This is a genomic window from Halomonas ramblicola, assembly GCF_030409215.1.
GTDB lineage: Bacteria > Pseudomonadota > Gammaproteobacteria > Pseudomonadales > Halomonadaceae > Halomonas > Halomonas ramblicola.
Map to the genome: position 1 here is coordinate 191138 of NZ_JAUFPL010000017.1, position 24534 is coordinate 215671.

A 24534-nucleotide genomic window follows, 5' to 3' on the forward strand; every position below is an offset into this window, starting at 1 on the left:
CACCGAGGTGCCCTGGCTGTCCACCGCCACGGTCACCGGCATGTCCTCGACCTCGAACTCGTAGATGGCCTCCATGCCCAGGTCCTCGAAGCCCACCACACGCGACTTCTTGATCGCCTGGGCCACCAGGTAGGCGGAGCCGCCCACCGCCATCAGGTAGACCGCCCGGTTGTCGCGGATCGCCTCGATGGCCGCCTCGCCGCGCTCGGCCTTGCCGACCATGCCCAGCAGGCCGGTCTCCTCGAGCATGGTGCGGGTGAACTTGTCCATGCGGGTCGCCGTGGTGGGACCGGCCGGGCCGACCACCTCCTCGCGCACCGGATCCACCGGCCCCACGTAGTAGATGAAGCGCCCCTTCAGGTCCACCGGCAGCGGCTCGCCCTTGGCGATCATGTCGACCATGCGCTTGTGGGCGGCGTCGCGGCCGGTGAGCAACTTGCCGTTGAGCAGCAGCGTATCGCCGGGTTGCCAGGTGCGCACCTCCTCCGGGGTGACGCTATCGAGATCGACGCGCTTGGCGTTGTCGCCGGCCTCGCGAGTGATCTCCGGCCAGTCCTCGAGCCTGGGCGCCGGCAGCGTGGCCGGGCCGGTGCCATCGAGGGTGAAGTGGGCGTGACGGGTGGCGGCACAGTTGGGGATGATGGCCACCGGCTTGTTGGCGGCGTGGGTCGGGTAGTCCTTGACCTTGATGTCGAGCACCGTGGTCAGGCCGCCCAGGCCCTGGGCACCGATGCCGCTACAGTTGACCTTGTCGAACAGCTCGAGGCGCAGTTCCTCGGCGCGATTGTCAGCGCCACGCGCCTGCAGTTCCTGGATGTCGATGGGGTCGAGCAGCGCCTCCTTGGCCAGCTCCATGGCCTTCTCGGCGGTGCCGCCGATGCCGATGCCCAGCATGCCGGGCGGGCACCAGCCGGCGCCCATCCTGGGCAGCTGCTCCATCACCCAGTCGACCACGCTGTCGGAGGGGTTGAGCATGGCGAACTTGGACTTCGCCTCGCTGCCGCCGCCCTTGGCAGCGACATGCACCTCGACGTCGTCGCCGGGCACCAGCTTGTGATGGATCACCGCCGGGGTGTTGTCGCCGGTGTTCTGGCGGGCACCATCGGGGTCGGCGAGCACCGAGGCACGCAGCACGTTGTCCGGCAGTTGGTAGGCGCGACGCACCCCCTCGTTGATCATGTCGTCGAGGCTCATGTCCGCCTCGAAACGCACGTTCATGCCGACGTGGACGAAGACCGTGACGATGCCCGTGTCCTGGCAGATCGGCCGATGACCCAGGGCGCACATCCGCGAGTTGATGAGGATCTGGGCGATGGCATCCCTGGCCGCCGGGTTCTCCTCGCGCTCGTAGGCCTCGGCCATGGCGTCGATGAAGTCCTTCGGATGGTAATAGGAGATGTACTGCAGTGCATCGGCGACGCTCTGGATCAGGTCGTCCTGGCGGATCACGGTCATGGGCAAGGGGCTCCTTGGCGTTGTCGGCATGCCCGCTTCTGGCACTATCCCCTGGCACGGGGCGGCGGGCTCGAACGCCCGGCATTATACCCGATCACGCAGGTGTCGACATTGTCGTCACCGAGGGTTGGATCGGGATGCTTGGTTGCAGCAGAAAGATAACGGTATAAATCTTCCCAAGTCCTGGAAACGTCGGCGGAAGTCCAGACTCCCTAGGCCTCGCCCAGCGCCAGTTGCCGCTCCTTGAGCTCATGCAGCCGATCGCGCAGCCGCGCGGCCGCCTCGAACTCCAGGTTCTGGGCCGCCTCGAACATGGCGTCCTCGACCCGGGTCAGCTCCTTGTGCAGCTCCTCGGGGGACAGATCGGCCGGATCGTAGACGGCCTTGGGTTCGGCCACCTTGCGCTCGCCGCGGCGGCCCTTGCCCTTGCGCCCCGGGGCCTGGGCGGCCTCGAGGATGTCGGCCACCGAGCGGCTCACCGTCTGCGGGGTGATGCCGTGCTCCTCGTTGAAGGCGACCTGCTTGGCGCGCCGGCGCTCGGTCTCGTCGATGGCGCGGCGCATGGAGTCGGTGACCCGATCGGCATAGAGGATGGCCCGGCCGTGGGCGTTGCGCGCGGCCCGGCCGATGGTCTGGATCAACGACCGCTCGTTGCGCAGGAAGCCCTCCTTGTCGGCGTCGAGGATGGCCACCAGCGACACCTCGGGGATGTCGAGCCCCTCGCGCAGCAGGTTGATGCCCACCAGGACGTCGAACTTGCCCAGGCGCAGGTCGCGGATGATCTCCACCCGCTCCACGGTGTCGATGTCGGAGTGCAGGTAGCGCACCCGCACGTCGTGCTCGTCGAGGTATTCGGTGAGATCCTCGGCCATGCGCTTGGTGAGCGTCGTCACCAGCACCCGCTCCCCCACCTCGGCACGCAGGCGGATCTCGGAGAGCAGGTCGTCCACCTGGGTGCCGGCGGGTCGCACCTGGATCTCCGGATCCACCAGGCCGGTGGGGCGCACCACCTGCTCCACCACCTGCCCGGCGTGCTCCGCCTCGTAGGGCCCCGGGGTGGCCGAGACGAAGATGGTCTGCGGGCTGATCGCCTCCCACTCCTCGAAGGTCATGGGGCGGTTGTCCAGCGCCGAGGGCAGCCGGAAGCCGTACTCCACCAGGGTCTCCTTGCGCGAGCGGTCGCCGCGGTACATGCCGCCCACCTGGGGCACGCTGACGTGGGACTCGTCGATGAACAGCAGGGCATCGTCCGGGAGATAGTCGAAGAAGGTCGGCGGCGGCTCGCCGGGATTGCGTCCCGACAGGTAGCGGGAGTAGTTCTCGATGCCGTTGCAGTAGCCCAGCTCGAACATCATCTCGATGTCGTAGAGGGTGCGCTGCTCGAGGCGCTGGGCCTCGACCAGCTTGTCGTGCTTGCGCAGCCACTCGAGCCGCTCGGCCAGCTCGCCCTTGATGGCCTCGGCGGCCTCGAGAATGGTCCCGCGCGGCGTGACGTAGTGGGACTTGGGGTAGATGGTCATGCGCGGCACCTGGCCGCGCACCTCGCCGGTCAGCGGGTCGAAGAGGCGGATGGAGTCGATCTCGTCGTCGAACAGCTCGACGCGCACCGCCTCGTCCTCGGCATCCGCCGGGAAGACGTCGATGACGTCGCCGCGCACGCGATAGGTGCCGCGGCGGAAGTCCGCCTCGTTGCGGGTGTACTGCAGCTCGGCCAGGCGCCGCAGCAGGGCGCGCTGGTCGATCAGTTCGCCGCGATTGAAGTGCAGGCGCATCTTCAGGTACTGGTCGGGGTCGCCCAGGCCGTAGATGGCCGACACCGAGACCACGATCAGGGCGTCGCGCCGCTCGAGCAGTGCCTTGGTGGCGGAGAGGCGCATCTGCTCGATGTGGTCGTTGATGGAGGCGTCCTTCTCGATGAAGGTGTCCGACGACGGCACGTACGCCTCGGGCTGGTAGTAGTCGTAGTAGGAGACGAAGTACTCCACGGCGTTGTCGGGGAAGAACGCCTTGAACTCGCCGTAGAGCTGCGCCGCCAGGGTCTTGTTGGGGGCCATGACGATGGTCGGCCGCTGCTGGCGCTCGACCACGTTGGCCATGGTGAAGGTCTTGCCCGAGCCGGTCACGCCGAGCAGCGTCTGGTGGGCCAGGCCGGACTCCAGCCCCGTTACCAGGCCATCGATGGCCTGGGGCTGGTCCCCGGCCGGCTGGAACTTGGCGGCGAGGCGGAAGGGCTTGCTCATGGCGTCTCCGTATCAGGCCTCGACGACGGTCCGGGTGGTGATCTCGACGGTCGAGACGGTCATCAAGCGGTGGATCGGGCACCTGTCGCTGATCTCCTCGAGGCGCGCCCGCTGCCCGGGATCCCCGATGCCGTGGAAGGTCATCTCCACCTCCAGCCGATAGGTGCCGCGGCGCTCCTCGCTGTCGTCGCGATGGACCCGCACGCTCACCCGCTCCAGCGGCCAGGCCTTGCGGCGGGCGTACATCATGGCGGTGATCGCCTTGCAGGCCCCCAGCGAGAGGTCGAAGTAGTCGTGGGGGTCGGGGGCGCTGTCCTCGCCGCCGAAGGCCTCGGGCACGTCGACGAAGAGATCCTCGAACCCATCCAGTTCGACCCGTTGCCGATAGATATGGTTGCGGAGACTGGTGACTTCAATGGTCTTCCTCACGACGACTCCTCGCTCACTCGACCTCGATGGGCAGCTTCAGGGCCCGCACGGCCTGGATCAGGGTCTCGCGCCGCACGCGCCCCTCCACGTCGGCGCCGTGGCGCCCCACCTCGACGCTGTCGACTCCGTCGAGCATCATCAGTGTCGTGGTGATACGGTTGATCTGATCGGCGTTCTCGACGCCCTTGAAACGCAGCGACTGCTGGGCCATCTCGGTTCCCTCGGCGGCATGACAGGACTGGCCGTCGAGTCTAGCATGGCGTCGCACCGGTCACAGCGGTTGCAATGCCGCCGTACCGCCCGCATTAGATCGACTATCCCCCAGAATACGACGAGGAGCCCCCATGCACGACTGGATTACCGCCCAGGGCGGACGGCAGGAGGCCGAGTACCGGGTCGCCTTCGACACCCCCTCCCCCGCCCGCCAGGCCCTCGACGCCACGGCCATGGCCCCGCTGGTGCATATGGGCGTGCTCGACGTGGTCGGCCCCGATGCCGAGAAGTTCCTGCAGGGGCAGGCGAGTGCCCCGGCCAACCTGGCCGATGGCCACTTCGCCCCGCTCACCGTCTTCTGCACCCCCAAGGGGCGCATGCTGGCCAACGCCCAACTGCTGCGGGTCGCCCCCGAGCGCTTCCGCCTGATCCTGCATCGCGGCCTGGTGGCAGGGCTGGCCGAGCACCTGGGCAAGTTCGCCGCCTTCTACAAGGCCGAGCTGACGCCCCGCGACGACCTGGCGCTGATCGGCCTGATCGGCCGCGAGGCGACGGCGCTGGCAGAGGTGCGGCTGGACATCGAGCCGCCCGCGACCTGGCACCAGGCCGGCGACGACGATACCCAGCTGCTGGCGCACCCCGGGCCGCGCCCCCGGCTGCTGGCCTGCCTGCCGGCGGAGCGCGCCGCCGCCCTGTGGTCACGGCTCGCCGAGCAGGCCACCCCGGTGGGCAACGCCGTCTGGGGCCTGCACGACATCCAGGCGGGCCTGGCCTGGCTGACCCCGGCCCACCGGGATGCCCTGCTGCCGCAGATGATCAACTGGGAGGCCCTGGGCGGCATCAGCTTCAAGAAGGGCTGCTACACCGGCCAGGAAGTCGTCGCACGGGCGCACTTCCGCGGCCAGGTGAAGCGGCGCCTGATGCGTGCCCAGCTCGACGGCGGCCTGCTGCCCGAGCTCGGCAGCCCCGTGGAGGACGAGAACGGCAAGGCGGTGGGCGAGGTGCTGGCCGCCGAGCTGGATGCCTACGACGAGGCCGAGATCCTGGCCGTGGTCAGCACCAAGGAGGACCTCGGGCCGCTGCGGGTGGCCGGCCAGCGACTCAAGCAGCTGAAGCTGCCCTACCCCGTCGAGCGGCTGGATCCGGAGAGCCTGGCGGCCAGGGACTGACCGCGGCGCGGATCAGCCCAGCCGGAAGAGCCGGCGTGCGGTGGCGCTGCTGCAGGCCGCCACCTCGGCCTCGCCCTGGTCGCGCAGCGCCGCCACCACCCGACACACCTCGATGAGCCGCGCCGGCTCGTTGCGCTCGCCCCGGTGGCCGGCCGGTGGCATGTCGGGGCTGTCGGTCTCCAGCACATAGCCCTCGTCGGGCAGGCTCGCCACGGCCCGGTGCAGGCGCCGGGCCCGCTCATGGGTCGGCGCTCCGCCCAGGCCGACGACGAAGCCCAGGTCGAGGAACTTCCGCGCCTGCTCGGGGGAGCCGGCGAAGGCGTGGATCAGCCCGCCCACCGGCAGGTCGAGCTCCCTCAGGCGCCTGGCCACTCGGTCATTGGCGCGCACGCAGTGGATCACCACCGGCAAGCGGCGTGCCTTGGCGATCCTCAGCTGGGCGTCGAAGAGGGACCACTGGGCGTCCAGGGTGTCGGCGAAGCGCGCATCGATGCCGCACTCCCCCACCGCCACCGCCTCGGGATGGGCGTCCAGCGCCCGCGCCAGGGCCTCGACATCCCCCTCGGCATGCGCATCCATGAAACAGGGATGCAGGCCCAGGCAGATAGCGACGTCCTCCCGCTCGCCCAGCGCCAGCACATCGGGCCAGCGGGTCCGGGTGGTGCCGGGAACCACGAAATGCCCGACGCCCGCCGCCCGGGCCCGCGCGAACACCGCCTCACGGTCGGCATCGAAGTCAGGTAAATCCAGATGGCAGTGGGCGTCGATCAACATCGGCAGCTTCTCCGCTGGCAGGCTTCGAGTCGCGGCTTTCCCGGCGACAGCCCTTCGCGGAGGCGCTGTGAATCCCTCCCTGGACGCTACCGATGCCATCCCTGGCATAGGACCTCCGCTTCGGGCTATCCCCGGCGCCGCTTGGGGCGGCACCATCCTGCTAGGCGCTCTTAATGCTCTCGGGTCGGCTGGAAGCGGACCTCCGGCCAGCGCTCCTGGGTCATCTGCAGGTTCACACGCGTGGGGGCGATATAGGTCAGGTAGCCACCGCCGTCCAGGGCCAGGTTGGCGCTGGCCTTGCGCTTGAACTCGTCGAGTTTCTTGGCGTCGTCGCAGTAGACCCAGCGGGCGGTCTGGACGTTCACCCCCTCGTAGACGGCGTCGACCTTGTATTCCTCCTTGAGGCGATGGGCCACCACGTCGAACTGCAGGGTGCCCACGGCGCCGAGGATCAGGTCGTTGTTGTCCAGGGGCATGAACACCTGGGTGGCGCCCTCCTCGGAGAGCTGCTGCAGGCCCTTCTGCAGCGCCTTCATCCTCAGCGGATCCTTGAGGCGCACGCGCTTGAACAGCTCCGGGGCGAAGTGCGGGATGCCGGTGAAGCGCATGTCCTCGCCCTGGGTGAAGGTGTCGCCTATCTGGATAGTGCCGTGGTTGTGCAGGCCGATGATGTCGCCGGGCCAGGCCTCCTCGACGTGGGCGCGATCCGAGGCCATGAAGGTCAAGGCATCGGCGATCTTGACGTCCTTGCCGATGCGCACGTGACGCATCTTCATGTTCTTCTCGTACTTGCCCGAGCAGACCCGGAGGAAGGCGATGCGGTCGCGGTGGTTGGGATCCATATTGGCCTGGATCTTGAATACGAAGCCGGTGAAACAGCCGTCCGCGGCCTCGACGCTGCGGGTGTCGGTCTCGCGAGGCTGGGGCGGCGGGGCGTATTCGACGAAGCCGTCGAGCATCTCGCGCACCCCGAAGTTGCCCATGGCGGTGCCGAAGTAGACCGGGGTCAGCTCACCGCGCAGGTAGGCCTCGTGGTCGAATTCGTGTGAGGCGCCGCGCACCAGTTCCACCTCCATCCGCAGCTCCTCGGCCTGCTCATCGCCGAGCACCGCGTCCACCTCGGGGTTGTCGAGTCCCTCGATGCGGCGATCCTCGGGGATGCGGCTGCCCTGGCCCTGGGTGTAGAGGTGGACGGTGTCGTTGTAGAGGTGGTAGACCCCCTTGAAGTGACGCCCCATGCCGATCGGCCAGGTCATGGGCGCACACTGAATGTCGAGCACCTCCTCGACCTCATCCATCACCTCGATGGGATCGCGGATGTCGCGGTCCATCTTGTTGACGAAGGTGAGGATCGGCGTGGTGCGCAGGCGGCACACCTCCATCAGCTTGATGGTCCGCGCCTCGACGCCCTTGGCACCGTCGATCACCATCAACGCCGAGTCCACCGCGGTCAGGGTGCGGTAGGTGTCCTCGGAGAAGTCCTCGTGGCCGGGGGTGTCGAGCAGGTTGACGATACGCCCGCCGTAGGGGAACTGCATCACCGAGGTGGTCACCGAGATGCCGCGCTCCTGCTCCATCTTCATCCAGTCGGAAGTGGCGTGGCGGTCGTCGCGCTTGCTCTTCACCGAGCCGGCCAGCTGGATGGCGTTGCCGAACAGCAGCATCTTCTCGGTGATGGTGGTCTTGCCCGCGTCGGGGTGCGAAATGATCGCGAAGGTCCTGCGCAGCCCGACTTCGCGGGCCAGGGTGGCGTCTGACATCGATGGAGGATTCGTCTTCGTGGCACCGCGAAGGTGCGTGAATGGAGGCCGGAACGGCGATGGCCGGCATTCTACGCCGTCGCGGGAGCGAAATGTAGGGCGTATCATGTCGGCGCAGTGTCGAGGAGTCTCCATGCCCATCACCCAGCCCCTGCCGCTCTCCACCCCCAACCGCAACCTGGTGCGCCTGACCATCGTGCGCGGCATCACCTGGACCGGCTTCCTGGTCGGCATCATCGTCGGCGTCGAGCTGCTGCACTTCGAGCTGGCCGTGGGCGCGGTGATCGGCGTCATCCTGGCCATGGCGCTGATCAACCTGGGTACCTGGTGGCGGCTGGGGCGCTACCGCGCGGTCAACCACGAGGAGTACCTGGCCCACCTGCTGGCCGACGTGGCCGGCCTGACGCTGCTGTTCTACTTCACCGGCGGCGCCAGCAACCCCTTCATCACCTACTACCTGGTACCGGTGACCATCGCCGCCGCCACCCTGCCCTGGCGCTACGCCTGGATCATCGCCGGCACCTCGATGCTCGCCTACTCGGGCCTGATGCTGTTCCACCACCCGGTGCCGCAGTTCGGCCAGGGCCACCAGGCCGGCCTGCCCTTCAACCTGCACGTGCTGGGCATGTGGCTGAACTTCGCGCTCTCGGCGGGCCTGGTGACCTTCTTCATCTACAAGATGGCCCACGCCCTGCGCAGCCGGGAACAGTCGCTGTCGCGCACCCGCGAGGCGGCGCTGCGCAACGAGCAGGTGCTGGCCGTGGCCACCCAGGCCGCCGGCACCGCCCACGAGCTGGGCACGCCGCTCTCCACCATGGCCGTGCTGCTCGCCGAGATGCGCGACGAGGCCAGGGGCAACCCCACGCTCGAGAAGGACCTGTCGCTGCTGCGCCAGCAGGTGGAGACCTGCAAGACGCGCCTGCAGCAGCTGGTGGAGAGCGCCGACCGCCGGCGCATCGGCGAGCCCCAGGTGCGCGACGCCGAGGCCTGGCTGAGATCCCTGGTGCAGCGCTGGCTGGTACTGCGCCCGGACGTCAGTCATCGGCTCGAGGTGGCCGAGCGCCGCGGCCGGCCCTGGCTGTCGGTGGACACCACCCTGGAACAGGCGCTGACCAACCTGCTCAACAACGCCGCCGACGCCAACCCCGACGACATCGTGATCAGCCTCGACTGGCACGACGCCGAGGTGGTCATCGACATCCGCGACCACGGCCCCGGGGTGGCACTGTCCATCGCCGACCAGCTCGGCGAGACCTTCGTCTCCACCAAGAGCAAGGGGCTGGGCATCGGCCTCTTCCTGACCCACGCCACCATCAACCGTTTCGGCGGCGGGGTCAGCCTGTACAATCATCCCGAGGGCGGCACCCTGACCGAAGTGGTCCTGCCGCTCGGCCCGCCCGGGGCCTGAGCCCCGCCGCACGCGAGGACGCCATGCAAGAGACACCCGAACGCCTGCTGATCATCGACGACGACGAGATGTTCTGCCACGTCCTGGACCGCGCCATGGCGCGACGCGGCTTCGAGGTGCTGGTGGCCCATGACGCCCAGCAGGCCCTCTCGCTGGCCCGCCGGCACCGCCCGGCCCTGGCGACCCTGGACCTCAAGCTGGAGAACGAGTCGGGCCTCAAGCTGCTGCCGGAGTTGCTGGAAGCCGTGCCGACCTGCCGGGTGGTGGTGCTGACCGGCTACTCGAGCATCGCCACCGCCGTGGAGGCGATCAAGCTGGGGGCGGTCAACTACCTGTGCAAGCCCGCCGACGCCGACGAGGTGCTGGCCGCCTTCCACAAGGAGGCCGGCGACCCGGAGACCGAGGTGGCCGAGCAGCCGCCCTCCATCAACCGCATCGCCTGGGAGCACATCCAGAAGGTGCTGCAGGAGCACGACGGCAACATCTCGGCCACCGCCCGCGCGCTCGGCATGCACCGCCGCACCCTGCAGCGCAAGCTGCAGAAGCGGCCGGTGCGGCGCTGATCCAAGACGTAAGAAGGAAGAATGAAGAGGGAAGAAGGGATGGTGTTTTTTCTTCCAGCTTCCAGGCGCGTAGCGCCGCTCTTCACTCTTCGAGCGGCGCAGCCGCGTCTTACTGAGCCGTCCACCCCAGGTCGATGTTCCAGCTGGCGCCGGTGACGGCGCCGGCGGCATCCGAGGCCAGGTAGGCGACCAGCTCGGCCACCTCACGGGGCTCGATCAGGCGCTTGACGGCGGCATTCTTGAGCATGATCTGCTCGATCACCTCCTGCTCCGCCATGCCGTGCAGCCTGGCCTGGTCGGCGATCTGGTGGTCCACCAGCGGGGTCTTCACGTAGGCCGGGCAGATGGCGTTGGCGGTGATGCCCTGGGCGCCGCCCTCCAGGGCCGCGGTCTTGGTCAGGCCGATCATGCCGTGCTTGGCGCTGATGTAGGCGGCCTTGCCCGGCGAGGCCACCTGGGCGTGCACCGAGGCGATGTTGACGATGCGCCCCCAGCCATTCTCGCGCATGGACGGCCAGGCCGCCTGGCTGAGCAGGAAGGGCGCGGTGAGCATCAGGTCGAGGATCTGCCGCCACTTGGCCTCGGGGAACTCCTCGATGGGCGCAACGTGCTGGACGCCGGCGTTGTTGACCAGGATGTCCACCCGGCCGAAGCGCTTGAGCGCCTCGGCCACCGCCGCCTTGCATGCCTCGCCATCGGTGAGGTCGGCCTGGAAGAAGGCCGCCCCGGCGCGTTCGGCCACCGCCTGGCCCGCGGGGTTGAAGTCCACCGCCAGGACCTGGTGGCCGAGCTCGCAGAAGTGCTGCACCACCGCCTCGCCGATGCCGCTGCTGGTACCGGTGACCAGGGCGACCCGCGGGGTGGACGTGGCAGAAGCTGTCATGGGCGACTCCTCGTTCGATCTCGTGTCTGTGTCCGGGATGAGGCAACGCCTCCAGCATAAGGCCGGGCTCAGTGTGGCGCTACCTCGCCGGCGTCATGACCCGCTCCATCAGCCGCTGGGCCAGGCGGCTGGCAGCCTGGCGACTCTCCAGGTCGGCGAGGTCGTCGAGCAGCACCAGCCGCCAGCAGCGCTCCGTGTCGCCCAGCGCCACCGCCTCCAGGGGAAAGTCGCCGGCGGGCAGCGAGACCCGACAGCGCCGCCCCGGCTCGGGGCACGGCGCCTGCTCCGCGGCCGGCAGCATCACCAGCCACAGCGAGACCGGCGTGACCAGCGCCCCCACCAGTTGCTCGCCGTGGTCGGGCAGGGAGACCCGCTGGAAGCACAGGGCATCGGCGGCCAGGCGCGGATTGAAGGTCGGCTGCGTCTTGGCCTCGCGGAGGTAGGCGGCGGTCCAGGCCTCGGCGAGGCGGCGCAGGCGGGCATACTGCTCCGGGGTCAGGGCGTGCATGGGGCTCTCCGCCAAATGGCCACCAGTATACCCACCCGGATGCCGGCGGGCAGCCCGCCTGCTAGGCTGTCGAGGCCACGCCCATGGGATCATCAGGGAGACCCCGTCATGACCGACGCCGAACGCCTGCAGCACACCATCGACATCGCCCACGAGGCCGGCACGCTGATCCGCGACGCCCGCCAGGGCCAGGACTTCGGGTACCGCTACAAGCAGGGCCAGGAGCTGGTCACCGATACCGACGTGGCCGTGGATCGGCATATCTCCACACGACTCGACGCACTGTTCCCCGACGAGGCACGGCTCAGCGAAGAGCTGGCCCCGGACCGCAGCGCCCTGGCCAGCGAGGGGCCGCTGTGGGTGGTGGATCCCATCGACGGCACCGTGAACTTCGCCCATGGCCTGCGTCACGTCGCGGTGTCCATCGCCTGGGTGGTGGACGGGCGGATCCGCCTCGGGGTGGTCCATGCGCCCTTCCTCGACGAGACCTTCACCGCCCTGGCCGGCCAGGGGGCCTTCCTGAACGACCAGGCGCTTCACGCCAGCCGCAGCGGCGACCGGGCGCGCAGCCTGGTCGGTACCGGCTTTCCCTATCGCCGCGACAGCCGTCCGCCGCTGATGCGCCGCCTGGCCGCGGTACTCGACCGCTGCCAGGACGTGCGGCGCAACGGCTCGGCCGCCCTGGACCTGTGCGACGTGGCCTGCGGCCGCCTCGATGCCTACTACGAGAGCGTCTCGCCCTGGGACTTCGCCGCCGGCTGGCTGATTGCCCGCGAGGCGGGCGCCCGCACCGGGCACCTCTACCCCTGCCCGGACGGCATCCCCGAGGAGCTCTACGGCGAGAACCTGCTGGCCGCGAGCCCCGGCATCCATGCCGAACTCGCCGACCTGTTGCGCCGCGCCGATGCCGGCGCATTCGAACCGCGCTGAGCGCCACGATAGCGCCAGGCAATGGCCCCCCTCGACCGCGACTATTGGCGCCACACCGGGGGATGCTGCACAATGCGCGGCATTTTCATTCCCCGTTATGTACGCGCCCAGCGCTGAGGAGTTTGCATGTTCGTCGTCATCTTCGGTCGTCCCGGCTGCCCGTTCTGCGTCTTCGCCCGCGACCTCGCCCAGCGGCTCGAGGACGCCGGCGCCATCGAGGGCTTCCGCTATGTCGACATCCAGGCCGAGGGCATCACCAAGGCCGACCTGGAGAAGACCATCGGCAGGCCGGTACGCACGGTGCCGCAGATCTTCGTCGACCAGACGCCCATCGGCGGCTTCAGCGAATTCGACCAGTACGTCCGCGAACACGACCTGCTCGCCGCCGTCGAGGCCCGCTAGCCGCCGTCCGTCCCGGGCCGGGCGTTTCCCGATGGCGGGCAACGAACGTGGTCCGGGCGTTGAAAGGTCTGACCAGCCCGCTGCCTATACTTCCCGCCAGCATCACTCGACAAGGGAAGCGCCACGATGCAGAGGGAAGAGTTCGTCCAGCAGCTGTGGCTGGACTTCATCCACCAGCACCCGGAGATCGGCGGCTTGCGCCTGTGGCCGGTCGACGCGCCCGTGGAGTATCTGGCGCTCGTCACCCTCAACCACGGCGACTACGGCATGGACGCCCTGCTGCCGACCCTCGCCCACTTCGGCTACCGGATCCGCCATCGGCACGCCATGGCCGACCGCGGCCTGCTGGTGACCCTGCTCTCCCCGCCCGAGCCCGGCGCCTGGCTGGTGCTCGGCGAGCTGCAGCTGGGCACCCTGGCCAGGCGCCCCCGCGCCCTGCTCGAGAAGCTGGTGACCCAGGCCCCGCGCGAGGCCCGCCGCGGCCAGAACCTGCTGTGCCGGGGTCGCCCCTGGCCGATGCCCGACTGGGCCACCTTCCAGACGCTGCAGCAGGCCCATCCCCTGGCCGCCCTGCTGGCCGTCAACGGCCCGCGCATGCACCACGTGGGCTACGACTGCCAGCGCCTGGCCACCAGCCTGGACGAACTCGACGAACGCCTGCGCCGGGCCGGCCTGGACGGCAGCCCGGACCGCCAGCGCGGGATCTTTCCGGTCTCGCCCCTGCTCGACCATCGCTACTACCCCACCTGCTCGCGACGCCTGGCCTTCGCCGAGGGCGACGAGCACCGCATCGAGATGGGCGGCCTGGCACTCCTGCAGAAATCGGTCAGCGCCAACCAGGAGCGGGCCGTGGAACTGCTGCTTCCCCACCATACTCGTTGCGAGCTGTCGTGACGCTTTCATCCACAGATTCTGTGGATAACGCTGTGCAATAGGACATCCCACCCGCCTTCCCACGGGCCCTGCCACGGAATGGTCAGAAAATCGTCACCGCCACGAGCGACGCGGCCCGGACGTCGTACGTCCGGGCCGCGTCGGGCGTCGGGTGGCCTGAGGGCTCAGTCGAAGGTCATCTCCGGGACGTGCTCGGGCACCACCAGCTTGCCGGCGGTCTTCTCGACGATCTCCTCCACGGAGACCCCCGGTGCGCGCTCAACCAGGTGGAAGGCGCCGTCCTTGATCTCCAGGTAGGCCAGGTCGGTGAGCACCCGGTTGATGCAGCCGGCACCGGTCAGCGGCAGGTTGCACCTCTCCAGCAGCTTGGACTCGCCGTGCTTGGAGGCGTGGGTCATGGTGCAGATGATGTTCTCGGCGCCGGCCACCAGGTCCATGGCGCCGCCCATGCCCTTGATCAGCTTGCCGGGAATCATCCAGGAGGCGATGTTGCCTTGCTGGTCCACCTCGAAGGCGCCCAGCACGGTCAGGTCCACGTGGCCACCGCGGATCATGGCGAAGGACTCCGCGGAGTCGAAGATCGCCGCCCCCGGGCGGGCGGTCACGGTCTGCTTGCCGGCATTGATCATGTCCGGGTCGACCTCCGCCTCGGTGGGGAAGCGCCCCATGCCCAGCAGGCCGTTCTCGGACTGCAGCATCACGTCGATGCCCTCGGGCACGTAGTTGGCCACCAGGGTGGGGATGCCGATGCCCAGGTTGACGTAGAAGCCGTCCTCGAGTTCGCGCGCCACGCGCATTGCCATCTGTTCGCGAGTGAGTGCCATCTTGTTGCCTCTTGTGTTCGGTGAGAAACGGGGAAGCGGGCGCCTCAGCCCTCGCGCACGGTGCGCTTCTCGATACGCTTCTCGAAGCTGCCCTGGATGATGCGGTCGACGTAGATGCCCGGGGTGTGGATCTGGTCCGGCTGGAGTTCGCCCGGCTCGACGATCTCCTCGACCTCCACCACGGTGATCCTGCCGCAGGCGGCCGCCAGCGGATTGAAGTTCTGGGCGGTGTCGCGGTAGACGACGTTGCCGTAGCGGTCGGCCTTCCAGCCCTTGACGATGGCGAAGTCGGCGTGGAACGCCTCCTCGAGGATGTAGTGGCGACCGTTGAACTCGCGTACCTCCTTGCCCTCGCCGATGGGCGTGCCGTAGCCGGTGGCGGTGTAGAAGGCGGGGATGCCGGCGCCGCCGGCGCGCATCTTCTCGGCCAGGGTGCCCTGGGGGGTGAGGATCACCTCGATCTCCTCGTCGAGCATCTGCTGCTCGAACAGCGCGTTCTCGCCCACGTAGGAGGCGTAGATGCGGCGGATCTGCTTGTCCTCCAGCAGCAGGCCGAGGCCGAAGCCGTCGACGCCGCAGTTGTTGGAGAGCACGGTGAGGTCCTTGACGCCACGGTGCTTGATCTCGGCGATCAGGTTCTCGGGGATGCCGCACAGGCCGAAGCCACCGGCGGCCAGCGTCATGCCGCTCTCGAGGCCGGCCATGGCCTCTTCATAGGAGTGCACGCGTTTATCGAATCCGGACATGGAGCGCCTCGTCTTGTTGTCGATGGGAACCTAGGCCAGTGTTGTGCCTGACGATATATTTGTTAAGTTTGTTTTTTTTATCATTTGATTTATTATTTCTATAAATTGACCCCGGGTGGCCTGCCATGACCCTCAAGCAGCTCCGCGCCTTCCTCGCCGTGGCCCAGACCCTGAGCTTCACCCAGGCCTGCGAGCGCCTGCACCTGTCGCAACCGGCACTGAGCCTGGCGATCAAGGGGCTGGAGGAGAGCCTGGGCGGGCGGCTGCTGATCCGCACCACCCGCAGCGTGCGCCTCACCCCCGAGGGCGAGTCCCTGGTGGCACTGGCCAGGCGCCTGCTGGCCGACTGGGACAATGCCGAGGAGCAGATGCGCCAGCGCTTCACCCTGCAGCTGGGCCGGGTGGCGCTGGCCGCCATGCCCTCCTTCGCCTGCAACCAGCTGCCGTCGGCACTGATGGCCTTCCGCCGCTGCCACCCGCGCATCAAGGTGACGGTCCACGACGTGATCAACGAGCAGGTGATCGACATGGTACGCCGTCGACACGTCGAGCTGGGCATCGCCTTCGAGCCCGCCGCCGGCGAGGGACTGACGTTCACGCCGCTGTTCGAGGACCGCTTCGTGGCGGTGGTGCCCGGCGACTCGCCGCTGGCCGAGAGGAGATCGGTGCGCTGGGCCGAGCTGCTGATGCACGACTTTATCACCCTGCAGCGCCCCTCCATGGTGCGCCTGCTGCTGGAGCAGGAGCTGGCCGCCCAGGGCATCGAGCTGCCGGTGGCCTTCGAGAGTCACCAGCTGGCCACCGTGGGGCGCATGGTGGCCAGCGGCCTGGGGGTCAGCGCGGTGCCCGCCCTGTGTCGCCGGCAGATGCACGAGGTGGGCGGACGCTGCGTGACGCTCATCGACCCGGTGATCGCCCGCCCCGTGGGCGTGCTGAGCCCCGCCGGTCAGGAGCTTTCGGTGGCGGCCCAGGCCCTGCAGGAGGTGCTGGCCGGGACCCTGGTCCCGACGGCAGACCCGCCTGCTACGTTATAGGGAGAACGTCACGAGCGAGCGAGGCAAGAGCATGACCACTCCCCTCTGGCAACCGTCCCCCGAGCGCCGCGAGGCCACCCAGCTGGCCGCCCTGATGCGCGAGCTGGCGGCCGAGACCGGCACCCCCTTCCACGACTACGCCGACCTCCACGCCTGGAGCCTGGACCATCCAGAGGCCTTCTGGTCGCGGGTGTGGGGGCTGGGCGTGATCGGCGAGCCGGGTCAACGCGTGCTGGAGAACCCCGAGGCGATGCCCGGGGCGCGCTGGTTCCCCGAGGCGCGCCTCAACTTCGCCGCCAACCTGCTGCGCCGCCGCGACGACGGCCCGGCGCTGATCGCCTGCGACGAGCGGGGCCGGCGCCAGGCCCTCAGCCACGCCGAGCTCGCCGACCGGGTGTCGCGCCTGGCCCGCGCCCTGCGCGACAGCGGCGTGCAACGCGGCGACCGGGTGGCGGGCCTGGTGCCCAACAGCGAGCACGCCGTGATCGCCATGCTGGCCGCCGCCAGCCTGGGCGCCGTGTGGTCCTCCTGCTCGCCGGACTTCGGCGTCCAGGGGGTGCTCGACCGCTTCGGCCAGATCGAGCCCAGGGTGCTGGTCGCCTGCGACGGCTACCACTGGAATGGCAAGGCCATCGCCCTCCACGAGCGCCTGCGGGAACTCGTCGATGCCCTGCCGGGGCTCGCGCGGCTGGTGCTCTTCCCCTTCCTCGCCCCCGAGGCGGCGCCCGACACCCGCGGCATCGACAAGGCGGTGGCCTGGGACGACGCCCTCGCCGGCGCCGCCGAGCCCCTGGAATTCGTCGAACTGCCCTTCGACCACCCGCTCTACATCCTCTACTCCTCCGGCACCACCGGCCGCCCCAAGTGCATCGTCCACGGCGCCGGCGGCACCCTGTTGCAGCACCTCAAGGAGCACCGCCTGCACTGCGACCTGGGCGAGGGCGACGTACTCTTCTACTACACCACCTGTGGCTGGATGATGTGGAACTGGCTCGTCTCGGGGCTCGCCGCGGGCGCCACCCTGGTGCTCTACGACGGCTCGCCCTTCGCCCCCGACGCGCACAGCCTGTGGCGGATCGCCGAGCGCGAGGGGGTGACCTGCTTCGGCACCAGCGCACGCTACCTCACCGCCTGCGCCAAGGAGGAACTGCAGCCGGGCCGCGACCACGACCTCTCGGCCCTGGACACCCTGCTCTCCACCGGCTCGGCCCTGCCCCATGAGACCTTCGACTACGTCTACCGGGCAATCAAGGAGGACCTGCTGCTGGCCTCCATCTCCGGCGGCACCGACATCGTCTCCTGCTTCGCCCTGGGCTGCCCGATCCGCCCGGTCTACCGCGGCCAGCTGCAGTGCCGGGGCCTGGGCATGGCGGTGGCGGTCCATGACGAGTCGGGCGAGCCGTGCGACGTGGGGGAGAAGGGCGAGCTGGTCTGCACCCGGCCCTTCCCCTGCATGCCGCTGGGGTTCTGGAACGATCCGCAGGGTGAGCGCTACCACGGCGCCTACTTCGCCCGCTTCCCCGGCGTCTGGGCGCATGGCGACTACGCCGAGCTCACCGCCGAGGACGGCCTGATCATCCACGGCCGCGCCGATACGGTGCTCAACCCCGGCGGCGTACGCATCGGCACCGCCGAGATCTACCGCCAAGTGGAGAAGGTCGAGGAGGTACTGGAGTCGCTGTGCATCGGCCAGCAGTGGCAGGACGACGAGCGCGTGGTGCTCTTCGTGCGCCTGCGTGACGGCCTGACCCTCGACGACGCCCTGCGCCGGCGCATCCGCGACACCATCCGCGCGAATGCCAGCCCGCGCCACGTACCGGCGCGAATCGTCCAGGTCCAGGACCTGCCGCGCACCCGCTCCGGCAAGCTGGTGGAACTGGCCGTGCGCAACGTCGTGCACGGCCGCCCGGTGACCAATCCCGAATCGCTGGCCAACCCCGCGGCCCTGGCCGAGTTCGAGGATCTGCCGGAACTCCGCGAATAATCCGTCGCAGTTCCCCGCGGCGAGAGGCGCCGGGGACAGCGTCCGATAGTCCGCTATACGAGGGATAGGGCTATCGCAGTTTCCGACAGCGAGGGGCGCCGGGGACAAGCCGAAGAGGAGGTCCTACGCCAGGGATGGCGTCGGTAGCGCCCAAGGAGGGGTTCACAGCGCCTCCTCGCAGGCTTGTCGCCGGATCAGCCCCGAGCGATGGAAGCTATCTGCGATAGCCCTGATACGAGGGAGGAAGCGCTGGGCAGCCCAAGCGGCATGCAGTAGCATGAGTCGGCCCGCATCCGCGGGTAGGGGCGGACTCATACCATCAGGGGCGCATGAAGGAGGGTGCATGCCGTTGCTCAAGGGGATCGTCAGCATCCTGCTGCTCAGCCTGACCACCCTGCTGTGGGGGATCCCCCTGGTGCTGTTGACCCTGGTCAAGATCGTCACCCCCGGGCGGCGACTGCGTCGGCTGGTGCTGGGCGGCCTCAACGCCGTGGCCCTGAACTGGGTAGGCAGCAACCTCTGGTGGATGCGCCGCTGGCTGCGCCCGCGGCTCGACATCCGGCTTCCCGAGGGCCTGTCTGCCGATCGCTGGTGGCTGGTGCTCGCCAACCATCGCAGCTGGACCGACATCTTCCTGCTGTTCCTGGCCCTGCATCGGCGGATTCCCATGCCCCACTTCTTCGTCAAGCGCCAGCTGATCTGGGTACCCATCGTCGGGCTCGCCTTCTGGGCCATGGAGTTCCCCATGTTGCGGCGCCTGACCCGCGAGCAGCGCGAGCGCCATCCGCAACTGGCCCGCCGCGACCGGGAGGCCACCGAGCGCATGTGCCGCCACGCCCGGGAGCGCCCCATCGCCATCTACAACTTCGTCGAGGGCACCCGCTTCACCCCGGCCAAGCATGCCGCCCAGGCCTCCCCCTACCGCCACCTGCTGCGCCCACGCGCCGGCGGCATCGCCCAGGTGGTCGGCCTGCTCGGCAGCCGCCTCGACGGCATCCTCGACGTCACCCTCTACTACGACGTCCCCTCCCCCAGCTTCTGGCGCTTCCTGAGTGGCCGCGAGGGCACCATGCACCTGGAGGCGCGCCGCCTGCCGGTGCCGGCCTGGATGCTCGAGGGCGACTATCACGATGACGACGACTACAAGGAACGCTTCCACTCATGGCTGAACGCCCTGTGGCAGGAAAAGGACGCCTACCTCTCGCGCTACTGATCCTGGTGTCGCTGCTCGTCACCGGCTGTGCCTCCCGCTCCGGCGGGGAAACCGAACGCGACACGGCCGCCGCGGGCGGCGGCTGGGTCGTCGTGCAACGCGGCGACACCCTGGGGCGGATCGCCCGACGCGGCGGCATTCCCCTGGAACGCCTGCAGCGCTTCAACCCCGGCGTCGACCCCCGGGGCCTGGCCGTGGGTCAGCGCCTGCTGATGCCCAGCCAGCGCGAACGCGCACCCTCCGGCGGTCCCTATCGCTACCAGGTGCGGCCGGGCGATACCTACTCGAGCATCGCCCGGCGCTTCGCGACCCGCCCGGCACGCATCCAGGCCGCCAATCCCGGTATCGAACCCACGCAACTGCGAGTCGGCCAGCTGATCGGCGTGCCGCTGGCCGGCGTGAATGCCTCGGCCAGCGGTGCAAGCGCCTCGTCGAGCCCTCCCGCAAGCCCCGCGCCTCCGGACGGCTCGGGCGCCAGCCGCCCCGATCCGGGCGACCCGCCCGCCTCGGCCCGGGGCTGGTCCTGGCCCCTGGAGGACTACCGCGTGGTACGCGCCTACGGCACCGATGGCCGCGGCACCCTGCAGCCCATGCTGCTGGCCACCGACGCCGGGGCCCGCGCCCGGGCGGTGGCCGACGGCGAGGTGCGCTTCGCCGGCAGCATGCGCCAACTGGGGCGGGTGGTCATCGTGCACCACGCCGACAACCTGCAGAGCGTCTACGCCCTGTGCGACGGCCTGGTGGTGAAGGACGGCGAGCGCGTCGCCCGCGGCACACCGCTGTGCGAGGTGGGCTACAGCAACGCCACCGAGCGCCACGACCTGCTCTTCGACCTGCGCCGGGGCGGCAAGCCGCTCGACCCCAGGCGCGTGCTGCGCTGAGGCCGCCGCTGACATCGTCCCTTAACGACGGTGTCGTCGGACTGTCATGCCGTGTCGGCATCCTCGTGTCTGGAAAGGGGCCACCGACGAGGACGTCATGCGCATCTGTCTGGTCAGCGAGACCTGGGCGCCGGAGATCAACGGCGTCGCCCACACCCTGGGGCACCTGAGCCGGGAACTCGAACCCCGGGGGCACCGCCTGCAACTGGTGCGTCCGCGTCCCAGCGGCGGTGGACACAGCCCGGGCGTCGAGGCCGAACTGCAGGTCCCGGGCTTCTCCATGCCGGGGTATCGAGAGGTCCGGCTGGGCCTGCCCGCCGGTCGCGCCATCCGCCAGCTGTGGCGGCGCCAGCGTCCGGACGTGGTCTACCTGGCCACCCAGGGGCCGCTGGGCTGGTCGGCCCTGGGCGCGGCGCGGCGCCTGGCGATCCCGGTGGTGGCCGGCTGGCACACCAACTTCGACCACTACTGTCGCGACTACGGCGTGGCCTGGCTGGCCGCGCTGGTCACGCGGCGCCTGCGCACCTTCCACAACCGCTGCACGACCACCCTGGTGCCCACCCATGCCCAGGCCCGGGCGCTCGCCGGGCACGGCTTCGCCAATCTGCGCCTGATGGCCCGCGGCATCGACGGCGAACGTTTCGCGCCGCGCCATCGCGACGCCACCCTGCGCCGCGACTGGGGCGCCGACGACCATACCCCGGTGGCGCTCTACGTGGGTCGCCTGGCCCCGGAGAAGAACCTCGACCTGCTGCGCGACACCTGCCTGGCCATGCAGGCGTCGCGACCCGACATGCGCATCGTGATCGTCGGCGACGGCCCGGGTCGGCGCCAGCTGGAACGCAGCCTGCCCGACGCGCGCTTCACCGGCTTCATCTCCCCGGACGCGCTGGCGCGCCACTACGCCAGTGCCGAACTCTTCCTCTTCCCCTCGGTATCGGAGACCTGGGGCAACGTGGTGCTCGAGGCCATGGCCAGCGGCCTCGGGGTGGTGGCCTTCCGCCACGCCGCCGGCGCCGAGCTGATCGACCATGATCGCACGGGGCTCGCCCTCGCCGTGGGCGACGCGGCCGGCTTCCGCGAGGCGGCGGTCACCCTCTGCCAGCAGCCCGCCCGCTATGCTCGGCTGGGCCGCGCCGCCCGCGAGCGCGCCCTGCGCTACACCTGGCCGGCCATCGCCGATGACTTCCTGTCCGCCCTGACCCACGCCCGGGAGGCCTACCATGAAGCCACGCGCCCCTGCCGTGTTTGACCGCCTGGACCTGCTGGAATGGCAGCTCTGCCGTCGCATCGGCCGCTACAACCTCTACCGGCCCTGGCTGGCCATCCTGCGCCTGGCCAGCCGGCTCGGCGACTGGCCGGTCTGGGTGCTGCTGATCGCCTGCCAGCCGTTGCTGCACGGCCCGGCGGGCTGGCCGCGGCTGCTGCAGTATGCCCTGACCGCCCTGCTGGCCATCGTTGTCTATCGGCTGGTCAAGACTCGCCTGTGCCGCGAGCGCCCCTTCATCACCTTCGTCGGCAACGTCGATTGCCGGGAACCCGCGCGCGACCGCTACAGCTTCCCCAGCGGCCACACCATGCACGCCGTGATGTTCTGCGTACTCGCAACGGCCCACTCGCCCTGGCTGCTGCCGCTGCTGGTGCCCCTCTCCTTGCTGATCGCCGTCTCGCGGGTCGCCCTGGGCCTGCACTACCTGAGCGACGTCCTGGCCGGGGCCGTGATCGGACTGGGGTTCGCCCACGCCAGCCTGGCGCTGGCCGGCTGAGCCGGGGCCTGGCATCCTGGCCGGGATGACCACGCCACTGCTCGACGACCCGCCCCTGTGGCTCGCGACGCCCCTGCTGGGCGAGCCCCATGCCCGCCGCCTGCTCGAACGGCTCGACGCCGAACTCGACTGGCGGCGCCCCCGCCTGCGGCTGTACGGGCGCGAGCACCCCGTTCCCCGAAGCCAGGTATGGATGGGCGACCCCGAGGCCCGCTATCGCTACTCGGGACAGGCCTTCGTTCCCGAGCCCTGGCATCCGGCGGTGCGCGACCTGCGGGATGCGGTGACGGCTCGCCTGGAGGCAGCGGGGCAGCCGGGCCGCTTCAACGGCGTGCTGCTCAATCGCTACGCCGACGGCCGCGAGCGCATGGGCTGGCACAGCGACGACGAGCCGGAGCTGGGGCCCGACCCGCTGATCGCCAGCGTCTCCCTCGGCGCCGAGCGCCCGCTACGCTTCCGCTGGAAGGATGGCCAGGCCGAGCCGTTCAATGTCTGGCTGCCCCACGACAGCCTGCTGGTGATGGGGCCGGGGACCCAGCGCCGCCTCCAGCATGCCCTGCTGCCGCGCCGCCTGCCGGGGCTGCGCATCAGCCTCACCTTCCGCCTGGTGCTGGCGTCACGCTGAGCGCATCGCCTCGCAGGCAGGTGGCGCCCGCCGCCCCCGAGCACGGGCCACGTCGATGCTTCCAGGCCCCCGGCCTCCAGGGCCATCGGGGACTCCTCGCCGATACTTGCGGGCACCGCCAGGCTGTGCCATACCTGTTACGGAAGGGATTTATCATGATAAATAACGACGCAGTCTCCTAGCCGCCCTCGCCGACGAATGACAACTCCACGAGCCCAAAGGAGAGGCATGATGACTTCACCCTATACCCAGGCCCGCCGGTGGCTGCTGCCCACCCTGGCCGGCGCGGCCCTGGGGGCCGCCGGCACGCTCCACGCCCAGACACCCCCCGAGGTACTGGTGGTCGGCCAGATCGCCGAGCCCAAGGCCCTCGACCCCGCCCAGGTCACCGCGGTCAACGATTTCCGCATCATGATGAACCTCTACGACGGCCTGGTGCGCTACACCGACGGCAGCCTCGAGGTGGAACCCGCCCTGGCCAGCGACTGGACCATCAGCGACGACGGCACCGTCTACACCTTCACCCTGCGCGACGACGTCAGCTTCCACGACGGCAGCGCCTTCGACGCCGAGGCGGTGGTGTTCAACTTCGAGCGCATGCTCGACGAGGCGCATCCCTACCATGACACCGGCCCCTTCCCGCTGGCCTTCTTCTTCGACGCCATCGAGGAAGTCGAGGCCACCGGCGAGCACGAGGTGACCTTCACGCTCGAGGAGCCCTATGCGCCCTTCCTCTCCAACCTCGCCTACCCCACCGGGCTGATCGTCTCGCCGGCCGCGGTGGAGGAACACGGCGAGGAGATCGGTCGCCACCCCTCCGGCACCGGCCCCTTCCGGTTCGAGGAGTGGGAGAGCAACCGCCGCGTGGTGGTGACCCGCAACCCCGACTACTGGGACGGGGCCCCCGAACTCGAGGCCGTGGTCTTTCGCCCGATCACCGATGCCAACACCCGGGTCTCGGAGATGCTCGCCGGGGGCATCGACCTGATGGTCGAGGTGCCACCCGACAACGTCGCGATGTTCGCCGAGGATCCCATGTTCGAGGTCCACGAGCAGGCCGGACCTCATCTGTGGTTCCTGATCCTCAACATGCGCGAAGGCCCCTTCACCGACCCACGCATGCGCCAGGCGATCAACTACGCCATCGACAAGCAGGCGCTGGTCGAGGACGTCCTGCAGGGCACCGCCGAGGTCGCCGCCGGCCCCATTCCACCGGCCTTCGAATGGGCCTACAACGCGGAGCTGGAGCCCTATCCCCACGCCCCGGAGCGGGCCCGCGAGCTGATCGCCGAGGCCGGCCACGAAGGCGCCGAATTGACCTTCTACGTCACCGATGGCGGCTCCGGGATGCTCGACCCCATCCCCATGGGGGCCGCCATCCAGGCCGACCTGGCCGAGGTCGGCCTGGACGTGTCGATCGAGACCTACGAATGGAACACCTTCCTCGACCGGGTGAACCCGGGACTCGAGGGCAAGGCCGACATGGCCCAGATGGCGTGGATGACCAATGATCCGGACACCCTGCCCTTCCTGGCGCTGCGCACCGACGCCATGCCCGATCAGGGCGGCTTCAACTCCGGCTACTACAGCAATGCCGAGGTCGACGAACTCCTCGAGCAGGCCCGACGCAGCACGGACCAGGCGGAGCGTGCCGAGCTCTACCGGCGCATGCAGGTCATCGTCCACGAGGAGGCGCCCTGGGCCTTCGTCGCCAACTGGAAGCAGAACGCCGTGACGACCGCCGATGTGGAAGGCTTCCGCCTGCAGCCCTCCTTCTTCCTGCTCCTGCACGACGTCGCCAAGCGCTGATCCCGGGCCCGGGGAGGGCGATTC

Annotated in this window: 24 protein-coding genes; 14 read left to right on the top strand and 10 right to left on the bottom strand. The window is 69.5% G+C overall.

Translation table 11 applies throughout. The features are described from left to right. The 4 genes from QWY80_RS05275 to QWY80_RS05290 form a co-directional block, all read right to left on the bottom strand. On the bottom strand, positions 1 to 1455 hold a 1455-nt coding region (locus QWY80_RS05275), incomplete at its 3' end, for a fumarate hydratase (protein WP_290229658.1). Between the two features lie 212 nt (positions 1456 to 1667). Next, positions 1668 to 3695, bottom strand: coding sequence for an excinuclease ABC subunit UvrB (uvrB, locus tag QWY80_RS05280; RefSeq protein WP_290229659.1), 2028 nt, complete (start codon positions 3693 to 3695; stop codon positions 1668 to 1670). Between the two features lie 12 nt (positions 3696 to 3707). Further along, entirely contained in the window at positions 3708 to 4124 is a 417-nt protein-coding gene (locus QWY80_RS05285) for an OsmC family protein (protein WP_290229660.1), read from the bottom strand. Positions 4125 to 4137: 13 nt separating this feature from the next. Then, positions 4138 to 4335: a hypothetical protein gene (locus QWY80_RS05290; RefSeq protein ID WP_290229661.1), complete on the bottom strand. Its 198-nt coding sequence runs from the start codon at positions 4333 to 4335 to the stop codon at positions 4138 to 4140. Between the two features lie 133 nt (positions 4336 to 4468). Between QWY80_RS05290 and ygfZ the strand changes: the two genes are divergently transcribed. Next, positions 4469 to 5506 (top strand): CAF17-like 4Fe-4S cluster assembly/insertion protein YgfZ, encoded by a 1038-nt coding sequence (gene ygfZ / locus QWY80_RS05295; protein ID WP_290229662.1) that lies wholly within the window; start codon positions 4469 to 4471, stop codon positions 5504 to 5506. Positions 5507 to 5518: 12 nt separating this feature from the next. Here ygfZ and QWY80_RS05300 read toward each other — a convergent pair whose 3' ends face one another. Next, positions 5519 to 6280 (bottom strand): TatD family hydrolase, encoded by a 762-nt coding sequence (locus QWY80_RS05300; RefSeq protein WP_290229663.1) that lies wholly within the window; start codon positions 6278 to 6280, stop codon positions 5519 to 5521. 170 nt (positions 6281 to 6450) lie between these two features. Then, positions 6451 to 8040: a peptide chain release factor 3 gene (gene prfC / locus QWY80_RS05305; protein WP_290229664.1), complete on the bottom strand. Its 1590-nt coding sequence runs from the start codon at positions 8038 to 8040 to the stop codon at positions 6451 to 6453. A 133-nt stretch (positions 8041 to 8173) separates the two neighbouring features. Here prfC and QWY80_RS05310 point away from each other — a divergent pair, with 133 nt between their 5' ends. Continuing rightward, a complete protein-coding gene (locus QWY80_RS05310) occupies positions 8174 to 9448 on the top strand; it encodes an ATP-binding protein (RefSeq protein WP_290229665.1) in 1275 nt (424 codons plus the stop codon). A 23-nt stretch (positions 9449 to 9471) separates the two neighbouring features. After that, the gene (locus QWY80_RS05315; RefSeq protein ID WP_290229666.1) at positions 9472 to 10011 is read left to right on the top strand and encodes a response regulator transcription factor; all 540 of its coding nucleotides are present in this window, start codon (positions 9472 to 9474) and stop codon (positions 10009 to 10011) included. Positions 10012 to 10120: 109 nt separating this feature from the next. Here the strand turns inward: QWY80_RS05315 and QWY80_RS05320 are convergent, their stop codons facing one another. Both QWY80_RS05320 and hybE read right to left on the bottom strand, forming a co-directional pair. Beyond that, positions 10121 to 10894 (bottom strand): 3-hydroxybutyrate dehydrogenase, encoded by a 774-nt coding sequence (locus tag QWY80_RS05320; RefSeq protein ID WP_290229667.1) that lies wholly within the window; start codon positions 10892 to 10894, stop codon positions 10121 to 10123. Positions 10895 to 10973: 79 nt separating this feature from the next. Further along, entirely contained in the window at positions 10974 to 11402 is a 429-nt protein-coding gene (gene hybE / locus QWY80_RS05325; protein WP_290229668.1) for a [NiFe]-hydrogenase assembly chaperone HybE, read from the bottom strand. A 108-nt stretch (positions 11403 to 11510) separates the two neighbouring features. Here hybE and QWY80_RS05330 point away from each other — a divergent pair, with 108 nt between their 5' ends. The 3 genes from QWY80_RS05330 to QWY80_RS05340 all read left to right on the top strand — a co-directional run bounded on the left by QWY80_RS05330 (position 11511) and on the right by QWY80_RS05340 (position 13628). Then, a complete protein-coding gene (locus QWY80_RS05330; RefSeq protein ID WP_290229669.1) occupies positions 11511 to 12332 on the top strand; it encodes an inositol monophosphatase family protein in 822 nt (273 codons plus the stop codon). 126 nt (positions 12333 to 12458) lie between these two features. Continuing rightward, on the top strand, positions 12459 to 12734 hold the full coding sequence (locus QWY80_RS05335) for a GrxA family glutaredoxin (RefSeq protein ID WP_290229670.1): 276 nt from the start codon (positions 12459 to 12461) through the stop codon (positions 12732 to 12734). A 126-nt stretch (positions 12735 to 12860) separates the two neighbouring features. Beyond that, positions 12861 to 13628 (top strand): VOC family protein, encoded by a 768-nt coding sequence (locus QWY80_RS05340; RefSeq protein WP_290229671.1) that lies wholly within the window; start codon positions 12861 to 12863, stop codon positions 13626 to 13628. Between the two features lie 164 nt (positions 13629 to 13792). On the opposite strand, the gene QWY80_RS05345 is transcribed toward QWY80_RS05340, so the two are convergent. Together QWY80_RS05345 and QWY80_RS05350 are read right to left on the bottom strand one after the other, a co-directional pair. Next, positions 13793 to 14452, bottom strand: coding sequence for a CoA transferase subunit B (locus tag QWY80_RS05345; RefSeq protein ID WP_290229672.1), 660 nt, complete (start codon positions 14450 to 14452; stop codon positions 13793 to 13795). A 44-nt stretch (positions 14453 to 14496) separates the two neighbouring features. Beyond that, positions 14497 to 15198: a CoA transferase subunit A gene (locus tag QWY80_RS05350; RefSeq protein WP_290229673.1), complete on the bottom strand. Its 702-nt coding sequence runs from the start codon at positions 15196 to 15198 to the stop codon at positions 14497 to 14499. Positions 15199 to 15323: 125 nt separating this feature from the next. Here QWY80_RS05350 and QWY80_RS05355 point away from each other — a divergent pair, with 125 nt between their 5' ends. The 8 genes from QWY80_RS05355 (at position 15324) to QWY80_RS05390 (ending at position 24510) form a co-directional block, all read left to right on the top strand. Then, on the top strand, positions 15324 to 16232 hold the full coding sequence (locus QWY80_RS05355; RefSeq protein WP_290229674.1) for a LysR family transcriptional regulator: 909 nt from the start codon (positions 15324 to 15326) through the stop codon (positions 16230 to 16232). A gap of 31 nt (positions 16233 to 16263) precedes the next feature. After that, complete coding sequence (locus QWY80_RS05360) at positions 16264 to 18216, top strand: acetoacetate--CoA ligase (RefSeq protein WP_290229675.1); 1953 nt, start codon at positions 16264 to 16266, stop codon at positions 18214 to 18216. Positions 18217 to 18559: 343 nt separating this feature from the next. Continuing rightward, positions 18560 to 19429 carry a 1-acylglycerol-3-phosphate O-acyltransferase, YihG family gene (yihG, locus tag QWY80_RS05365; protein ID WP_290229676.1) on the top strand — a complete coding sequence of 290 codons (870 nt, stop codon included), beginning with the start codon at positions 18560 to 18562 and terminating at the stop codon, positions 19427 to 19429. Continuing rightward, complete coding sequence (locus QWY80_RS05370) at positions 19378 to 20310, top strand: M23 family metallopeptidase (protein ID WP_290229677.1); 933 nt, start codon at positions 19378 to 19380, stop codon at positions 20308 to 20310. The genes yihG and QWY80_RS05370 overlap by 52 nt, the downstream gene beginning before the upstream one ends. Before the next feature lie 97 nt (positions 20311 to 20407). After that, positions 20408 to 21562, top strand: coding sequence for a glycosyltransferase family 4 protein (locus tag QWY80_RS05375; protein ID WP_290229678.1), 1155 nt, complete (start codon positions 20408 to 20410; stop codon positions 21560 to 21562). Beyond that, positions 21534 to 22076, top strand: a complete 543-nt coding sequence (locus tag QWY80_RS05380) for a phosphatase PAP2 family protein (RefSeq protein ID WP_290229679.1) — start codon at positions 21534 to 21536, stop codon at positions 22074 to 22076. Before QWY80_RS05375 ends, QWY80_RS05380 begins: the two co-directional genes overlap by 29 nt. A gap of 25 nt (positions 22077 to 22101) precedes the next feature. Further along, positions 22102 to 22701, top strand: coding sequence for an alpha-ketoglutarate-dependent dioxygenase AlkB family protein (locus QWY80_RS05385; RefSeq protein ID WP_290229680.1), 600 nt, complete (start codon positions 22102 to 22104; stop codon positions 22699 to 22701). 228 nt (positions 22702 to 22929) lie between these two features. After that, the gene (locus QWY80_RS05390; protein WP_290229681.1) at positions 22930 to 24510 is read left to right on the top strand and encodes an ABC transporter substrate-binding protein; all 1581 of its coding nucleotides are present in this window, start codon (positions 22930 to 22932) and stop codon (positions 24508 to 24510) included. The last annotated feature ends 24 nt before the right edge of the window (positions 24511 to 24534 follow it).

Excerpts from the sequence above, each read along its gene's own strand:
- QWY80_RS05290 (WP_290229661.1), bottom strand. The coding sequence starts at position 4,335 with ATGGCCCAGCAGTCGCTGCGTTTCAAGGGCGTCGAGAACGCCGATCAG.
- prfC (WP_290229664.1), bottom strand. The coding sequence starts at position 8,040 with ATGTCAGACGCCACCCTGGCCCGCGAAGTCGGGCTGCGCAGGACCTTC.
- hybE (WP_290229668.1), bottom strand. The coding sequence starts at position 11,402 with ATGCACGCCCTGACCCCGGAGCAGTATGCCCGCCTGCGCCGCCTCGCC.
- QWY80_RS05320 (WP_290229667.1), bottom strand. The coding sequence starts at position 10,894 with ATGACAGCTTCTGCCACGTCCACCCCGCGGGTCGCCCTGGTCACCGGT.
- QWY80_RS05345 (WP_290229672.1), bottom strand. The coding sequence starts at position 14,452 with ATGGCACTCACTCGCGAACAGATGGCAATGCGCGTGGCGCGCGAACTC.
- QWY80_RS05300 (WP_290229663.1), bottom strand. The coding sequence starts at position 6,280 with ATGTTGATCGACGCCCACTGCCATCTGGATTTACCTGACTTCGATGCC.
- QWY80_RS05370 (WP_290229677.1), top strand. The coding sequence starts at position 19,378 with ATGGCTGAACGCCCTGTGGCAGGAAAAGGACGCCTACCTCTCGCGCTA.
- QWY80_RS05385 (WP_290229680.1), top strand. The coding sequence starts at position 22,102 with ATGACCACGCCACTGCTCGACGACCCGCCCCTGTGGCTCGCGACGCCC.
- QWY80_RS05355 (WP_290229674.1), top strand. The coding sequence starts at position 15,324 with ATGACCCTCAAGCAGCTCCGCGCCTTCCTCGCCGTGGCCCAGACCCTG.
- QWY80_RS05315 (WP_290229666.1), top strand. The coding sequence starts at position 9,472 with ATGCAAGAGACACCCGAACGCCTGCTGATCATCGACGACGACGAGATG.
- QWY80_RS05330 (WP_290229669.1), top strand. The coding sequence starts at position 11,511 with ATGACCGACGCCGAACGCCTGCAGCACACCATCGACATCGCCCACGAG.
- ygfZ (WP_290229662.1), top strand. The coding sequence starts at position 4,469 with ATGCACGACTGGATTACCGCCCAGGGCGGACGGCAGGAGGCCGAGTAC.
- QWY80_RS05360 (WP_290229675.1), top strand. The coding sequence starts at position 16,264 with ATGACCACTCCCCTCTGGCAACCGTCCCCCGAGCGCCGCGAGGCCACC.
- uvrB (WP_290229659.1), bottom strand. The coding sequence starts at position 3,695 with ATGAGCAAGCCCTTCCGCCTCGCCGCCAAGTTCCAGCCGGCCGGGGAC.
- QWY80_RS05390 (WP_290229681.1), top strand. The coding sequence starts at position 22,930 with ATGATGACTTCACCCTATACCCAGGCCCGCCGGTGGCTGCTGCCCACC.
- QWY80_RS05310 (WP_290229665.1), top strand. The coding sequence starts at position 8,174 with ATGCCCATCACCCAGCCCCTGCCGCTCTCCACCCCCAACCGCAACCTG.
- yihG (WP_290229676.1), top strand. The coding sequence starts at position 18,560 with ATGCCGTTGCTCAAGGGGATCGTCAGCATCCTGCTGCTCAGCCTGACC.
- QWY80_RS05340 (WP_290229671.1), top strand. The coding sequence starts at position 12,861 with ATGCAGAGGGAAGAGTTCGTCCAGCAGCTGTGGCTGGACTTCATCCAC.
- QWY80_RS05350 (WP_290229673.1), bottom strand. The coding sequence starts at position 15,198 with ATGTCCGGATTCGATAAACGCGTGCACTCCTATGAAGAGGCCATGGCC.
- QWY80_RS05380 (WP_290229679.1), top strand. The coding sequence starts at position 21,534 with ATGAAGCCACGCGCCCCTGCCGTGTTTGACCGCCTGGACCTGCTGGAA.
- QWY80_RS05335 (WP_290229670.1), top strand. The coding sequence starts at position 12,459 with ATGTTCGTCGTCATCTTCGGTCGTCCCGGCTGCCCGTTCTGCGTCTTC.
- QWY80_RS05375 (WP_290229678.1), top strand. The coding sequence starts at position 20,408 with ATGCGCATCTGTCTGGTCAGCGAGACCTGGGCGCCGGAGATCAACGGC.